At 64.2% G+C, this 15,044-nt stretch carries 13 protein-coding genes; 4 read left to right on the plus strand and 9 right to left on the minus strand.

Features of this window, described 5'->3' with window-relative positions; all coding sequences use genetic code 11:
- Positions 1–36: 36 nt before the first annotated feature.
- A complete protein-coding gene (rlmB, locus tag GGR62_RS01400) occupies positions 37–786 on the plus strand; it encodes a 23S rRNA (guanosine(2251)-2'-O)-methyltransferase RlmB (RefSeq protein ID WP_184406162.1) in 750 nt (249 codons plus the stop codon).
- 249 nt (positions 787–1,035) lie between these two features.
- Positions 1,036–4,068 (plus strand): ligand-binding sensor domain-containing diguanylate cyclase, encoded by a 3,033-nt coding sequence (locus GGR62_RS01405; RefSeq protein WP_184406164.1) that lies wholly within the window; start codon positions 1,036–1,038, stop codon positions 4,066–4,068.
- A gap of 679 nt (positions 4,069–4,747) precedes the next feature.
- Here GGR62_RS01405 and rnt read toward each other — a convergent pair.
- From rnt to GGR62_RS01450, 9 genes are all read right to left on the minus strand, one after another.
- Positions 4,748–5,395: a ribonuclease T gene (gene rnt, locus GGR62_RS01410; protein ID WP_184406166.1), complete on the minus strand. Its 648-nt coding sequence runs from the start codon at positions 5,393–5,395 to the stop codon at positions 4,748–4,750.
- 136 nt (positions 5,396–5,531) lie between these two features.
- On the minus strand, positions 5,532–5,921 hold the full coding sequence (locus GGR62_RS01415) for an RcnB family protein (protein WP_184406167.1): 390 nt from the start codon (positions 5,919–5,921) through the stop codon (positions 5,532–5,534).
- A gap of 131 nt (positions 5,922–6,052) precedes the next feature.
- Positions 6,053–6,763 (minus strand): phosphate signaling complex protein PhoU, encoded by a 711-nt coding sequence (gene phoU / locus GGR62_RS01420; RefSeq protein ID WP_184406169.1) that lies wholly within the window; start codon positions 6,761–6,763, stop codon positions 6,053–6,055.
- A gap of 134 nt (positions 6,764–6,897) precedes the next feature.
- Positions 6,898–7,728, minus strand: coding sequence for a phosphate ABC transporter ATP-binding protein PstB (gene pstB / locus GGR62_RS01425; RefSeq protein WP_184406172.1), 831 nt, complete (start codon positions 7,726–7,728; stop codon positions 6,898–6,900).
- A gap of 22 nt (positions 7,729–7,750) precedes the next feature.
- Positions 7,751–8,614 carry a phosphate ABC transporter permease PstA gene (gene pstA, locus GGR62_RS01430; protein ID WP_184406174.1) on the minus strand — a complete coding sequence of 288 codons (864 nt, stop codon included), beginning with the start codon at positions 8,612–8,614 and terminating at the stop codon, positions 7,751–7,753.
- On the minus strand, positions 8,614–9,588 hold the full coding sequence (gene pstC / locus GGR62_RS01435) for a phosphate ABC transporter permease subunit PstC (protein WP_184406175.1): 975 nt from the start codon (positions 9,586–9,588) through the stop codon (positions 8,614–8,616). The genes pstA and pstC overlap by 1 nt, the downstream gene beginning before the upstream one ends.
- Positions 9,589–9,699: 111 nt before the next feature.
- Entirely contained in the window at positions 9,700–10,791 is a 1,092-nt protein-coding gene (gene pstS / locus GGR62_RS01440) for a phosphate ABC transporter substrate-binding protein PstS (protein WP_184406177.1), read from the minus strand.
- 310 nt (positions 10,792–11,101) lie between these two features.
- Positions 11,102–12,121: a phosphate ABC transporter substrate-binding protein PstS gene (pstS, locus tag GGR62_RS01445; protein ID WP_184406179.1), complete on the minus strand. Its 1,020-nt coding sequence runs from the start codon at positions 12,119–12,121 to the stop codon at positions 11,102–11,104.
- 206 nt (positions 12,122–12,327) lie between these two features.
- Positions 12,328–13,578 carry an OprO/OprP family phosphate-selective porin gene (locus GGR62_RS01450; protein ID WP_184406181.1) on the minus strand — a complete coding sequence of 417 codons (1,251 nt, stop codon included), beginning with the start codon at positions 13,576–13,578 and terminating at the stop codon, positions 12,328–12,330.
- 339 nt (positions 13,579–13,917) lie between these two features.
- On the opposite strand from GGR62_RS01450, the gene GGR62_RS01455 reads away from it, so the two are divergent.
- Positions 13,918–14,238: a hypothetical protein gene (locus GGR62_RS01455; RefSeq protein ID WP_184406321.1), complete on the plus strand. Its 321-nt coding sequence runs from the start codon at positions 13,918–13,920 to the stop codon at positions 14,236–14,238.
- Between the two features lie 116 nt (positions 14,239–14,354).
- Entirely contained in the window at positions 14,355–15,035 is a 681-nt protein-coding gene (locus tag GGR62_RS01460) for a carbonic anhydrase (protein ID WP_184406183.1), read from the plus strand.
- Positions 15,036–15,044 lie beyond the last annotated feature (9 nt).

The following is a 15,044-nucleotide window of genomic DNA, read 5'->3' on the forward strand; positions in this document are numbered from 1 at the left end:
CTACCATTCCCCTTTATCTCTTCGTATGTCCGCGCAATGAGCAAGCAGAATCAGTGGATCGTCGGTGTCAACGCTGTCGCCTCGTCGATCGAGAACGACGCCGACAATGTGCGCGAGGTATTGATCGAGGCCGGTAGCAAGAATCCGCGTCTTACCGAGATCGAAGAGCAGGCGCGCCGCAAGGGCATCGACGTGCGCCGGGTCAACACCCAGGCGCTGGACGGCGTGGGCGGGCAGGTACGCCATCAGGGCGTGGTCGCGCGCTACGCAGCGGCACGGCTGTGGGCAGAAAACGAGCTTGAAGCATTGGTGGCCGCGGCCGAGGGGCGCGCGCTGCTGCTGATCCTCGATGGCGTGCAGGATCCGCACAACTTGGGTGCGTGTCTGCGCAGCGCGGCTGCGGCCGGCATCACGGCAGTGGTCATTCCCAAGGACAAGTCGGCCACGGTGAATGCCACTGTGCGCAAGACCTCGGCCGGTGCGGCCGACCGCATTCCGGTGGTGGCGGTCACCAACCTGGCGCGCTGCCTGCGCGATCTGCAGAAGCAGGGCGTGTGGCTGTACGGTTTGGCCGGCGAGGCCGAGGCGTCGTTGTACAGCGTGGACCTGCGCGGCAATGTCGGGCTGGTGCTCGGCGGCGAGGCCGATGGCCTGCGTCGGCTTACCCGCGAACATTGCGACGGCCTGGTCAAGATTCCGATGCCGGGCGATATCGAAAGCCTCAACGTGTCGGTCGCCGCAGGCGTGACCTTGTTTGAAGCGGTGCGGCAGCGCCTGGCCGTGTAATCGCGCCACGTCGGGACGCATCCGTCAGGATTGGCGTGTGGCGAGCGTTGATCGGCTGGTAGAGCGGTGCTCTGTGCCGGCAACAGTCGGTCAGGTGCGTGCAGCTTTGCGCAGATGCTGGTCGTCCGGTGTTGCCGCTCGCAGCTTCAACGCTTATGCATCAATGCTTTCGGGCGCACGCCAGCCGCCCCTCGGCGCGTGTGCGCTTTTTTGCCTACCATATGGATTGTGAATGGCGCGTCATGTCAGATGAACGATGGGGTGGACGCCCGGCAGTCGGGCGGAAATAGCGGCGCAGTCGGCGTGGTGCTGAGGGGAGAGTCGCGCTGGCTGCGCTGGATCGGTGCCTGTGGCTGGCTGCTGCTGGCATGGTGTTCGTTCGCTGCGATCGCCGCACCCGCAGGAACCGCGCGATTGCGCGACTACGCCATCGACAGCTGGAGCTCGCGTAACGGTCTGCCGCACAACTCGTTGCGCGACATCGCCCAGACCCGCGATGGCTATTTGTGGTTCGCCACCTGGGAAGGGCTGGTGCGCTACAACGGCCTGGAATTCAGCGTCATCGATCGCAGCACGCGCCCGGGCCTGCCCGATAACGGCGTCGGCGCCTTGTACGTGGATCGCGATGGCGCGCTGTGGCTGAGCGATGCGCGCGGCAATCTGGTGCGTCACAGTGCCGATGGACAGTGGCGGCACTGGCAGCGGCAAGGTCAGTGGCCGCAGGCGCTGATCCACGCGATGACCATGGATGCCGACGGTCGTATGTGGTTGCTGTTCGAAGGCCACGGGCTTGGCTGCCTGTGGCCGGATGGGCGCTTCGACTATTTCCCGCCGCGCGATGGCGTGCCGCTGCAGAGCAGTTTTCCGCGCATGGCGTTCGACGATCAGGGCAGGCTGCTGATCGGTACGCTCGATGGGCTCGTCTACCGCGAGCCGGATGGGCACATGCATCGTGCGCCGGCGGCATTCGGCCTGCCATCGGGGCTGGCATGGCCATATCGCGCGACGGACGGCACGCTGTGGGTGGTCGCAGGCGAGCAACTGTATCGGCTGCAGGGCGAGCGCGCCGAGCTGGTGCATCGGGTGCCGGGGCAGGGCCGCTTCACCGCGATGCTGCAGGATCGTCATGGCGACCTGTGGCTGGGGAGCGAAAATCAGGGGCTGCTGCGTATCGGCAGTCATGGCGTGGAGCATCTGCCGGCCGGTCGCAGCCTGCCCAGCGGACGCATCGTCAGTTTTCGCGAGGATGCCGAAGGCAGCATCTGGGTCGGCACCAATGGCGGGCTGTTCCGGCTGCGCGAAACCCTGTTCAGCAGTTACAGCCAACGCGATGGCCTGAGCGGCGACTACAGCCGCGCCATGCTGGAAGACCGCGATGGCAGTTTGTGGATCGCCGGTAGCGCCGGGCTGGATCGCATGTTGCCGGATGGGCGCATCGTACCGGTGGCGGTCGCCACGCCGTCCGGGCGTCGGCTCTCGGTGCTCAGCCTGGCGTTGGACCGGCAAGGCGATCTGTGGGTCGGTACCTTTGCAGACGGCGTGTTCGTGCTGCGCGATGGACGCGTGTTGCGGCACTATGGCGAGGCCGAGGGCATGCCCAGCGGGCATGTCCGCGCCATCGTGATCGACGACCACGCCGTGGTGTGGCTGGCCACCCAGCGCGGTGTGGTGAAGTTGGTGGACGGTACGCCTGTGCCACTGGCGATCGACGGCATGCCCGCCAGCGTGGTGACTGCGATCGCTGCGATTGGGAAGGCGCTGTGGATCGGGTCGGTCGATGGTGCGGCGGTGTTGCGCGACGGCAAGCTGCATCAGCTGGACCTGCAGCGCCTGGGTGGTGCGCGCAGCGTCTTCGGCTTCCAGGCCATCGGCGACGCTGTCTGGATCTCGACCGATCGCGGTCTGTATCGGGTGCGCAACGGGACGATCGCACGCGTGGGCCTGGAGCAGGGCATGCCGGTGGATACGGTGTTCCAGCTGGTCGTCGACCGCCTCGGCAATGCATGGATCAGCAGCAATCGCGGCATGCTGCGCACCGGACTCGACACGCTCAACGCCGTCGCCGATGGGCGCGGCAAGCTCGTCATCGAACGCTATGGCGAGATCGACGGCATGGGCAATGCGCAAGCCAATGGCAGCTCCGGCCCGAGCCTGATCGAACGCGCCGATGGCTCGGTGTGGGTGGTCACTGCAGGCGGCGTGAGCTCGGTTGCCCCGTCGCGTCTGCAATCCTTTCGCGAACGCCGCGCACCGCCTGCGCTGATCGAGAGCGTGCAGCAGGATGGCCGCCCGTTGGCGTGGCGGCAGCAGGCAAGATTGCCCGGTGGACATCGCCTGAATGTGTCCTACGTCGGCATGAGTTTTCTGCTGCCCGAGCGGATCGAATACCGCACGCGCCTGGAGGGACTGGACGGCGACTGGACCGAACGTGGCCGGCAGCGCAGCGTGGAATTCATCGGCTTGCCGCCGGGGCGTTACCGCCTGCATGTGGCCGCCCGCCACCCGGGCGGCGCGTGGAGCCGGCGTGAAGCGGTGTGGGCGTTCGAGATCCTGCCGTGGTGGTGGCAACGGCAGGACGTGCGTTTTGCAGCGGTGCTGGCTGCGATTCTTGCGCTGGCCCTGGTGTATCGATTCCTGTTGCGCCGCTACACCACCCACAACGCACGATTGGCCGAACTGGTACGCAAACGGACCGAAGACCTGCAACTGCAGGCGCAGCGGCTGCTGCAGGCCAATCAGGAAAAAACCGACCTGCTGACGCGGCTGCGTATCAAGTCCGATGTGTTCGAGCGCCAGGCGCACGAGGACGCACTGACCGGGCTACCCAATCGCCGCCACTTCGACGAAGCGCTGGCGCGCGATATCAGCCGTGCGCGGCGCAGTGGTGGGCCATTGGTCCTGGCGATCCTGGACATCGACCACTTCAAGCGCATCAACGATCACTATTCGCACGCCAGTGGCGATGCGGTCCTGCATGAAGTGGGCGTGCTGCTGACCGCCGCTGCCCGCGCCTCGGATCTGCCGGCGCGCATGGGCGGCGAAGAATTCGCCTTGCTGCTTGCCGATACCACCCTGGATGAAGCGCAGGCGCTCTGTCTGCGCATCCGCGCGCTATTCCATGCACGCCACGACTGGGGCGGTGTGGACGGCCTGCAGGTGACTTTCAGCGCCGGTGTGGCCGAATTGCGCGATGACGACACCGGCGCATCGTTGATGCAGCGCGCCGACCATGCGCTCTACCAGGCCAAGAGCGCAGGGCGCGACCGGATTTGCGTGGGCTAGGGCGGGATGGGGGAGTCGGGATTGGAGGTTGGGAATAGGGAATAGGGAATAGGGAATCGAGCTTGGTGCTAGGTGAGACGGCAAAGCCAGCTGCGCGCATCTCCCTTCTCCCGCTTGCGGGAGAAGGTGGCGCGTAGCGCCGGATGAGGGGAGTGCGGCTACAGGTTCAAGCCTGCCCCCATCCGCCCTTCGGGCACCTTCCCCCGCAGGCGGGGGAAGGGAGCTTTTCGCTGTGGTTAGGCTGTCGGCGCACGAGGCGCTCACGTCCTGCAGCCCGTCGCCGCTCTCTTCCCCCGCAGGCGGGGGAAGAGAGCTTTTCGCTGTGGTTAGGCTGTCGGCGCACGAGGCGCTCACGTCCTGCAGCCCGTCGCCGCTCTCTTCCCCCGCAGGCGGGGGAAGGAAGCTCTTCGCTGTGGTTAGGCTGTCGGCGCACGATGCGCTCACGTCCCTGCAACCCGTCGCCGCTCTCTTCCCGCGCAGGCGGGGGAAGGGAGCTTTTCGCTGTGGTTAGGCTGTCGGCGCGCGATGCGCTCGCGTCCCTGCAACCCGCCGCCGCTCCCTTCTCCCGCCTGCGGGAGAAGGTGCCCGAAGGGCGGATGAGGGCGCGGTTGTCGCGGTCATCCTGCTTTTAGCTCGAGCAACATCGCGCGTTTGCCAACAATCCCCAATTCCAGCCCACTCAGCCGACGCGGGGCCCCGGCCAGGCATTGGCGATCGCGCAGAACAACCGTGCGGTTTGTTCGGTGTCATACACCGCGCTGTGCGCATCGGCGGTGTTCCAGTCCAGGCCTGCCGCTTGCGCGGCGCGCGCCAGCACGGTCTGCCCGTAAGCAACACCGGCCAAGGTCACCGTGTCGAACACACTGAACGGATGGAACGGATTGCGTTTATGGCCCACGCGCGCAACCGCCGCATTGAGAAAGTTCAAATCGAAATGCGCGTTGTGGCCCACCAGAATTGCGCGTTGGCAACCATATTTCTTCACTGCCGCACGTACCGGCGCGAACACGTGGTCCAGCGCGTCCTTTTCCTGCTTGGCGAAGCGAAACGGGTGGTCGAGCACGATGCCGGTGATTTCCAGCGATTTGGGATCGATCTCCAGGCCCGGCGCCGGCACCAGATGCGCACTGGCGGTTTCCCCAGGGAAAAAACGTCCTTCGGCGTCCATTTCGATCGGTACGCAGGCAATTTCCAGTAGCGCGTGCTTGTTCCAGTCGAACCCGCCGGTCTCCACATCCACCACCACGGGCAGATAGCCGCGGAAACGCCGCGACATGGGCATCAGGGAGGGGGCAGGCTGCAGGTCGACCGGTTCGTTCATGCGCATAGCCTAGCAGGTCGCATCACCGGCTCGATCCTGGCGTTACGCATTGTTGATCCAGGCCCTGCGCAAAAGAAGGCCCGACCCGCGTCGCCGCAGATCGGGCCCCCCTCCGCCTGTTGTTGGCAGTCTGGCCGTCAGATCAGCGGCCGGTCACCACGCTGGCAATCAGGCCGGTGGCCACTGCAATCAACACGTATTGATTGTCCACACGGCGCCACTCATGCCCGCGCGGTGGTTGCTTCAGATGATGCCTGCGGTAATCGGCGACATGGTTGCCGCGATGGCCCGGCGCCAGGCGCTCACCGCGTTTGAACGGAGGTCCAGGACGGTCGTTGTGGTGGTCGTCGTGACGGATATCGCGCCGATCTGCGCGCCTGTCATCGTGGCGGTCGTCGCGACGGTCAGGGCCATGTGCGTCATGCCGCTGTTCGATGCGAGCATGATCGTCGTGCTGCTGCTGGGGCGCAGCGAACGCTGCACCAGAGGTCAGCAGCGACAAAATCACGAGAGATCCAATGATCTGCGTCATCTGCCTACCCTGCGTCACAGGAACGGCCTGTGCCACCGCAGCCTAGGTGCGATCAGATGAATACGTAATGATATTAGGCCTTTCAGCCTGCCCATCAGGGTGCCGGCAGGCGCTGCCGGCACGCGGATTCGTCAGATCACTCCGGTGGTGCTGGTGTCGTCGCGCTTCACGCGCGGTGGCAGCGGCTGTTCGCCATGCACCAGGAACCACACGTTCTCGGCGATGTTGGTGGCATGGTCGCCGATGCGCTCTAGATTCTTGGCCATGAACAACAGATGCGTGCACGGGGTGATGTTGCGCGGGTCTTCCATCATGTAGGTCAACAGCTCGCGGAACAGGGCGGTGTATTGCGCGTCCAGGCGGGCGTCTTCGTCGCGCACGCGGATGGCGGCATTGGCATCCTTGTCGCGATACGCCAGCACGGCGTCGCGCACGGCGCTGGCGGCCATCTGGCCGAGCGCGCGCAGGCCCACCGTCTGCGGCAGCGGCGGTGCGGAATTGAGTGCGATCGAGCGCTTGGCGACGTTTGCCGCGTAATCGCCGATGCGTTCGATGTCGGCCGGGATACGCAGGCCGGCCAGGATCTCGCGCAGGTCGCGCGCCATCGGCCCACGCAACGCCAGGCGCATCACGTCGTGACTGATCGCATGCTCAAGCGCATCGATCGCCTCGTCGTTGACCACGATGCGGTGTGCCGCGCTGTCGTCGCGGCGCTCCACCACATCCAGTGCGGCTTCCAGCTGCGCCACTGCCGTGTCGCCCATGCGCACGATCTCGGCGACAAGACGGTTCTGCTCCTCGTCGTAACTTTTGACGATGTGGTCGTTGAGGTGCTGGTTCATCGTGGTCTCGATTCGTGGCAATGGTGGAAGCCCGCCGCTGTGTTGGCAGCATCGCACGCGATGTAAAGAGCGTGCAGGGCAGGGTGTGACGGTGCTACTTCTTCAGTCGGGCGCTGCTGCGTAGTGGGACGACATCAACCGAAGCGGCCGGTGATGTAGTCCTCGGTCTGCTGCTTGGACGGTTGCGAGAAAATCGTTTCGGTGCGGTCGTGTTCGATCAGGTCGCCCAGGTACATGAAGGCGGTGTAGTCGGACACGCGCGCGGCCTGCTGCATGTTGTGGGTCACGATGACGATCGTGTAGTCGCACTTGAGCTCTTCCACCAACTGCTCGATGCGGCTGGTGGAAATCGGGTCCAGTGCCGAGGTCGGTTCGTCCAGCAGCAACACGTCCGGCCGCAGCGCCACCGCACGTGCGATGCACAGACGTTGCTGCTGGCCGCCGGACAGGCCCAGCGCGCTTTGCCCGAGCTTGTCCTTGACCTCGTCCCATAACGCACCCTGACGCAGGGCGTGCTCGACACGATTCTGCATGTCGGCCTTGGAGAGTTTTTCGTGGTGACGGATACCGTAGGCGACGTTTTCGAAGATCGTCATCGGAAACGGCACCGGCTTCTGGAACACCATGCCGACCTTGCTGCGCAGGCGGTTCATCGGGTACTTCGGCGACAGGATATTCTCGTTATCCAGCAACACTTCGCCACGCGCTTCCATCTTCGGGTACAGCGCGTAGATGCGATTGAAGATGCGCAGCAAGGTCGACTTGCCGCAACCGGACGGCCCGATCAGCGCGGTGACGCGCTTTTCCGGAATCTCGATATTGATGCTCTTAAGCGCGTGGTACTTGTCGTAATAGAAATCCAGATTGCGTGCGGCCACCTTCACCGGCGCCTGCGCGCTTGGCGCCCCCTTGGCGGCCGGAACAGCGATGCGATGCATCGGCTTGGCGTTTTGGAGATCGTTCATGTCGGGTGTCCGGAGGGAAAGGTCAGTCATTGGAGATCTTGTTGCGCAATAGCAGGGCACGGGCGCCCAGGCTCACCAGCAGCACGAACACGGTCAGCACCAGCGCGCCCGACCAGGCCAGGGTCTGCCAGGTCTCGTAGGGGCTACCGGCGAACTGATTCATGATCACCGGCACGCTGGCCATCGGCTGGAACACGTTGCTGTTCCAGTACTGATTGCCGAACGCGGTGAACAGCAGCGGTGCGGTCTCGCCGCTGATGCGTGCCAGGGCCAGCAGGATGCCGGTGAGGATGCCGGCCGAAGCGGCGCGATACAGCACCTGCACGGTGACCTTCCACTGCGGAATACCCAGCGACAACGCCGCCTCGCGCATCTGCGCCGGCACCAGACGCAGCATCTCGTCGGTCGTGCGCACCACCACCGGCAGCACGATGAAGGCCAGCGACAGCGCGCCTGCAAACGCGGAGAAGCGCCCGCCGGTCTGCATCACGTACAGCGTGTAGACGAACAGGCCCAGCACGATGGACGGTGCCGACAGCAGGATGTCGTTGACGAAGCGCACCACCACGCCGGCCTTGCGCGCATTGCCGTACTCGGCCAGCCAGGTGCCGGCGGCAATGCCTAATGGCGTGCCGATCGCGAGCGCCAGGCCGCACATCACCGCACTACCGAAGAAGGCGTTGAGCAGGCCGCCTTCCTGCATCGGCGGGGGTGTCATCTTGGTGAACAGATTGACGTCGATGCCCGGCACGCCCTTGGACAGCAGGGTCCACAGGATCCAGGCCAGGAAGAACAGGCCGAACAGCGCGGTGGCGCACGACAGCAACAACGCCACCACATTGGTCACGCGGCGGCGGTTGTAGAGGGATTGCGAGGCCGAGGACATCAGTTGCCCTCCCGGCGCGACAGTTGCATCAGCATGAAGCGCGCAATCGCCAGCACGATGAAGGTCACGATGAACAGCACAAAGCCCAGCAACAGCAGCGCCGACCGGTAGGTCTCGGTGGCTTCGCCGAAGTCATTGGCGATCAACGCGGCGATGGTGGTGCCAGGCTCCAGCAGCGACGGCGACAGCCGCACCGTGTTGCCGACCACGAACGCCACCGCCATGGTTTCGCCCAGCGCACGGCCCAGGCCCAGAAACACGCCGCCGATCACCGCCGAGCGCGTATACGGCAGCACGATGTCCCAGCTGACTTCCCACTTGGTCGAGCCCAGTGCGTACGCCGATTCCTTCAGGCGCGTGGGCACGGTCAAAAACACTTCGCGCATCACCGATGAAATGAACGGGATCACCATGATCGCTAGCACGAAACCAGCAGTCAGCAGGCCGATGCCCAGCGGCGGCCCCTGGAACAACGGGCCGATCACCGGCAGCGTGCCCAGATGATCGTTGAGCCATGGCGTCACGTGCTCGGTCATCACCGGCACCAGCACGAACAGGCCCCACATGCCGTAGATGATCGACGGGATGCCGGCCAGCAATTCGATGGCCGTGCCCACCGGGCCACGCAACCAGCGCGGCGCCACTTCGGTGAGGAAGAACGCGATACCGAAACTCACCGGCACCGCAATCACCATCGCAATCAAGGCGGTGACCAGCGTGCCGTAGATCGGCGCCAGCGCGCCGTATTTGTTTTCGACCGGATTCCAGTCGGCGGAATAGAAAAAGCTCAGGCCCTGCATCTGCAAGGCATGGCGTCCGCCCCACAGCATCGACAGCGCAGCGCTGCCGAGTGCCAACAGGACGAAAACGACCGTGGCGGCCAGCGCGAGTTTGAACAGGCGGTCGGCACGCGCATCGCGCAGGTCGCGGCCGCGTGGTGCGGTCATCGCTTTGGGAATGGCGGAGGCATTCATTCGATTGGACTCGTCACCCGCGCAAGGGCGGGAGCGTGAGACATCAGGAACGGCGAGGCGCCCGCAGGCACCTCACCGCCGAGCAGCCCGCCGTGTGGCGGGATGCAGGCATTACTTGAACTCGCTGGCCCAATAGGACTCGATCTGCTTCACCAGCTCCGGCGGCAGCGGCACGTAATGCAATTCGCTGGCCTGCGCCTGGCCGTTTTCCAGCGCCCACTTGAAGAAGTCCAGCGTCGCCTTGCTACGCGCCGCATCCTTGGGCTGCTTGTGCATCAGCATGAAGTTGGTGGCGGTGATCGGCCAGGCCTTCTCGCCCGGTGCATTGGTGATCACCAGGTTGAAATCCTTGGCATTGGCCCAGTCGGCGCTGGCCGCAGCGGCGGCGAAGCTGTCCGCGTTCGGTTCCACCCACTGGCCGGCTGCATTCTGCAGCGAGGTGTAGGGCATCTTGTTCTGCAGTGCGTAGGCCAGCTCGACATAGCCGATCGAGCCCTTGATCTGCTGCACGTACGAGGCCACGCCTTCGTTGCCCTTGCCGCCGACGCCACCGGGCCACTGCACGGAGGTGCCTTCGCCGACCTTGCTCTTCCACTCCGGGCTGACCTTGGACAGGTAGTTGGAGAAGTTGAAGGTGGTGCCCGAACCATCCGAACGATGCACCAGGTTGATCTTGGTGGCCGGCAGGGTCACGCCCGGATTGGCCGCGACAATCGCCGCGTCGTTCCACATCGTGACCTTGCCCAGGAAGATGTCGCCCAGCAGTGCGCCGGTCAGACGCAGCTTGCCCGGTGCGATGCCTTCCACATTGACCACCGGCACCACGCCGCCGATCGCGGACGGGAACTGGCCCAGGCCGGCCTGCTGCAGTTCGGCGCTGTCCAGCGGCTTGTCGGTCGAACCGAAATCCACCGTGCCGGCCTTGATCTGCGCAATGCCGCCGCCGGAACCGATCGACTGGTAGTTCACCTTGTTGCCGGTGGCGGCATTGTAGTCGGCCGACCACTTGGACACCAACGGGTAGATGAAGGAGGCGCCGGCACCGGAGATCTCGGCGCTCTTGCTGTCGCCGGCAGACGCACCGGCGGTGGGGGCGCCCTTGGCGGCATCGCCGGATTGCGCGTCCTTGCCTGGCGAGCAAGCGGCCAGGGCGAGGGCGATGGTGAGAGACAGGGCGGTCAGGCTGGCCGACTGCAGTTTCATGGAAGCTCCGAGGCTGGATTGGCCGGTGGGTCCGGCAGACCACGCTATGAAATGATGTTTTTGTTACACGTGCATGACAGTGCCTTCTGGCAAGCCATCACAAAAAAAACGCGGACCCCAGAGGATCCGCGTCCCGGTGCCGACGCCGGGAGAGAAGCGGCGTCGTTCCTGTACGTTTTAAGAGCAACCAACGACCACCTAGCCAGCGGTGCCGGACGAGCGCCGGACCCGAGTGTACGGGTGCGATATGACGATTCCAGGCGCCGGCCGCGCCCGCCTCGGTGGCGAGCACAGCCGTGACGCGGCCGCCTTAGTGGGGCAGATTCTTGGCCCAGTAGGTCTCGATCTGGGTCACCAGGCTGTCCGGTAGCGGCACGTAGTCCAGCTGCTTGGCTTGCGCATCGCCCTTGCTGTAGACCCAGCGGAAGAATTCCAGCGTGTTCTTGAGGCCCGCGGCATTCTTCGGCTTCTTCTGCACCAAAATGAAGTTGGTGGCGGTGATCGGCCAGGCGTTGTCGCCGGCGGCGTTGGTCATCACCAGGTAGAAGTCCTTGCTGTTGGCCCAGTCGGCGCTGTTGGCCGCGGCGGCGAAGGTTTCATCGGACGGCTGCACGAACTTGCCGGAGGCGTTCTTCATCGCGGTGTAGGCCATCTTGTTCTGCAGCGCGTACGACAGCTCGACATAGCCGATGCCGCCCTTGATCTGCTTCACATACGCGGCCACACCCTCGTTGCCCTTGCCGCCGATCCCGGTCGGCCACTGCACTGCCGTGCCTTCGCCGACCTTGCTCTTCCAGTCCGGGTTGACCTTGGACAGGTAGTTGGTGAAGTTGAAGCTGGTGCCCGAGCCATCCGAGCGGTGCACCACGGTGATCTTGCCGTCCGGCAGCTTCACGCCCGGGTTGAGCGCGGCAATCGCCGGATCATTCCAGGTGCTGACCTTGCCCAGGAAGATATCGCCCAGTGTCTTGCCATCCAGCTTGAGCGCGCCGGGTGCAATTCCTGGCACGTTGACGACCGGCACCACGCCGCCGATCACCGACGGGAATTGCGCCAGGCCGGCTGCGGCCAGTTCTTCCGGCTTGAGCGGGGCGTCGGACGAACCGAAGTCCACGCTGGCCGCCTTGATCTGGGCAATGCCGCCGCCCGAACCGATCGATTGATAGTTGACCTGCTTCTTGGTGGCCGCGTTGTAATCGGCCGACCACTTGGACATCACCGGATAGATGAAGGATGCACCGGCACCGGTGACATCGGCAGCCTGGGCGCACAGCGCCAGCGACGCGGCGAGCACGCCGACGGCCAGACGGGTCTTGAATGCATGGATCACGGAACTACTCCTGTAGCGAAGAAGGAAAGACGTCCCGCACGGAAGCCATTGCAGGGCAAGGGTATGACCGCGCGGTGTCGCGAACATGACAGGGCAGTGACGGCAGGACGCCAGGCGCGCGTGGCCGGATCGGGCGCGCCGGCTGGGCGGTGACGGCGCCGCACGCGCTCGACCGAGCATCATGCGGCGACCGACCCGGCGATCACTTACCAATAGAACTGCGCGCGTGCCTCGATGATCGACGGGTTGTCGTCCACCAGGCCACGCGTGGCGCTGTTGTAACGGGTGCTGTCTACCTTCGCGTAGTCGAGTGCGAACTTGAAGTTGGAGCGCCAGTACCAGTTGGCACCGACGGTCCACACGTTCATCTTGCCGCCCAGCACGCCGTCCACGAACGGGGTGTTGCTGTTGGCGATCAGGTGGCCATCGTTCAGGTCCAGGGTGTCGTAGCGCACGGCCAGCTGCCACAGGCCCGATGCCGGTTCGTTCGGCAGCGGGGTGGTCGGCACGCCGGCCTTGTAGCCCCAGGTCTCGCCGGTGATGTTCCAGACGCCGCTGACGTACCAGCCGTCACTCTTGTAGTCCTGCGCGTTGTTGCCGATGCGCTTGGCGTTTTCCTGGAAATATTCGCTCTGCAGCTTGAACGGCCCGGTGACCCACATCGCCTCGGCACCGGCCACACCCACGCGATCCACATTGGTGATGGCGCCGCTGTCGATCAGGCGGATGGTGGTGAGGTCGGCGTCCGGACGTGCGCGCAGGCGCAGGGTGTCGTCGTCGGTGTCGTAACCCAGGTAGCTCAGGCCGAAGTGCAGCACATTGCCGCTCTCGTTGATCGGCGCCCAGGTGCCGCGCGCACCGTAGCCGCTGCCATGGGCCTGGTTACGGGTCAGTTCGCGGCCGAAGGCACTGGCAGTCACGCTCCAGTTGTTGTCGCCCATGCCGTACGCCACGCCCAACCGGCGCGAGATGCCATAGGTATTGGTCACCGACGCCTTGGAGACGAAGTCGTTGTTCTTGGTGCTGGACAGCTCTTCCAGGCTGTTGGGCTGCTTGAACTGACCGATCTGCAGGTAGTTGTTGGCGTTGCCGCCGAACTTGTACTTGATGTTGTTGTCCAGAAAACGGCCGGTGCTGCGGATGGTGGTGCCGCGGATGGTCACTTCCTTCAGCACACTCGGGTCGTACCCGGCCACCCATTCGACATTGCCCGGGCCCTTGCCCTTGAGCACCAACTCGGCGCGACGGATGCTGAATTCGGAATTGTCGCCATTGGCGCCGATCGGACCATTGAGGTCCTGCACATCGTTGTGGAACCAGTTGCCGTCGGCCTGGACCAGGCCTTCGAGCGAGATCTCCGAGCCACCGATCATGTCGATGGCGATTTCAGCATGTGCAGCAGGCGCGGCCAGCGCCAGCAATAGGGCGGAGCCAAGCAGGGTCGGAGAGAGTTTCATGGGTGCGCTGCAACCTGAGAGAAAGTGAGCGCAGGCTATGGCGTGAAAGTTGCGTTAATGTGACAACTTGAGATCGCGTCGTTATTTTATTTTTGCCAATCAAGACAATGATTTACGTGTGTTTAGATCTTGTCAGAATGTGTCAGAAGTCTGAACAAGACGGAGGGTTATGACAACTATGACACTGCCTGAAAGGCCGGTGCCGCCGAGCTCTACCATGCTGTGACCTGAACCGGAGTTTCCGCGCGGCGACTTATCCCCGCATTGGTGCGTCGCACCACTTGCACTGGGGCGGTCTAAATTGTTAGTTTCGAGGCCATGTTTCCTCGATTCCTCCACTTGCTGTTGGTCTGCCTGCTCGCGCTCACGGCGTGGTCGGCAGCCAATGCGCACACCCGCATCCACGATGCGCTGGTGAGCGATGGCGTGGCGGTGATGGTGGATGCTGGCGAAGAACGCGACGCAGCCGAAGATCTGCAGGACGACGCGGACGCACAGTCCCAGGTCGATACGCACTCTGCAGACGACATCCCCTTGCTCTCCCAAGCATGGCCGGTGGTCGCGCGGTATTTTCCCTCTTGGTACGCGCATTACGCGCCAGCATCTCAAAAACGCGACCTGATCCCGCAACTGCGTCCTCCTAACGCACTGCGCGCCTGATCCTTCGTTCGTCGCGTCAACCGGTGCCACGCACCGGACTCCTTTTTGATTTGTTCGTCTTTGCAGTTCGCGGCTTGCGCCGCGGATGGCCTTTTCGTTGCCTAGAGGTATCTCCCATGGAAAGTTTGCTTGATGGTTTTCGTCATTTCCGCAAGGAAGTGTATCCGCGTCAGAGCGCGCGCTTTCATGAACTCGCTGCCGGCCAGAAGCCGCATACGTTGTTCATCACCTGCGCCGATTCACGCGTCATGCCGGAGCTGATCTTCTCCGCGCAGCCCGGCGAGTTGTTCGTCTATCGCAACATCGGCAATGTCGTGCCGCCTTATTCGCAGCACGTCAGTGGCGTGGTTGCCGCCATCGAGTACGCCATCGCCGTGCTGGGTGTGCGTCATATCGTGGTCTGTGGCCACACCGATTGCGGCGCCATGAAGGCGGTGCTCAAGCCGGAATCGCTGGAAACCGTGCCCACCGTCGCGGCCTGGCTCAAGCACACCGATGCTGCGCGTCACGTCACCGAACACCACGGTCACGATCCGCAGAGTCAGGAAGCACTGAACTGCATGACCGAGGAGAACGTGGTCTCGCAGCTGGATCATCTGCGTACGCAGCCAGTGGTTGCAGCACGTCTGGCTGCCGGCACCCTGCGCATCCATGGCTGGATCTATGACATCGCCCATGGCGAGATCAGCGCCTTCGATGCCGAGAAGGGTGGCTTCCGCTCTTTGCTGGGCGAGAACACACCCGAAGCCACCCCGCGCCCGCGACTGCAGCAAGCAGTCCGAGCCGAACTTGCCTGACCGGAGCCG

The sequence above is a fragment of the Xanthomonas sp. 3075 genome (genome assembly GCF_014197275.1).
GTDB lineage: Bacteria > Pseudomonadota > Gammaproteobacteria > Xanthomonadales > Xanthomonadaceae > Xanthomonas > Xanthomonas campestris_B.

Excerpts from the sequence above, each read along its gene's own strand:
- phoU (WP_184406169.1), bottom strand. The coding sequence starts at position 6,763 with ATGAACCAGCACCTCAACGACCACATCGTCAAAAGTTACGACGAGGAG.
- pstA (WP_184406174.1), bottom strand. The coding sequence starts at position 8,614 with ATGTCCTCGGCCTCGCAATCCCTCTACAACCGCCGCCGCGTGACCAAT.
- GGR62_RS01450 (WP_184406181.1), bottom strand. The coding sequence starts at position 13,578 with ATGAAACTCTCTCCGACCCTGCTTGGCTCCGCCCTATTGCTGGCGCTG.
- rlmB (WP_184406162.1), top strand. The coding sequence starts at position 37 with ATGAGCAAGCAGAATCAGTGGATCGTCGGTGTCAACGCTGTCGCCTCG.
- GGR62_RS01405 (WP_184406164.1), top strand. The coding sequence starts at position 1,036 with ATGAACGATGGGGTGGACGCCCGGCAGTCGGGCGGAAATAGCGGCGCA.
- pstC (WP_184406175.1), bottom strand. The coding sequence starts at position 9,588 with ATGAATGCCTCCGCCATTCCCAAAGCGATGACCGCACCACGCGGCCGC.
- GGR62_RS01460 (WP_184406183.1), top strand. The coding sequence starts at position 14,355 with ATGGAAAGTTTGCTTGATGGTTTTCGTCATTTCCGCAAGGAAGTGTAT.
- pstB (WP_184406172.1), bottom strand. The coding sequence starts at position 7,728 with ATGAACGATCTCCAAAACGCCAAGCCGATGCATCGCATCGCTGTTCCG.
- GGR62_RS01415 (WP_184406167.1), bottom strand. The coding sequence starts at position 5,921 with ATGACGCAGATCATTGGATCTCTCGTGATTTTGTCGCTGCTGACCTCT.
- rnt (WP_184406166.1), bottom strand. The coding sequence starts at position 5,395 with ATGCGCATGAACGAACCGGTCGACCTGCAGCCTGCCCCCTCCCTGATG.
- pstS (WP_184406177.1), bottom strand. The coding sequence starts at position 10,791 with ATGAAACTGCAGTCGGCCAGCCTGACCGCCCTGTCTCTCACCATCGCC.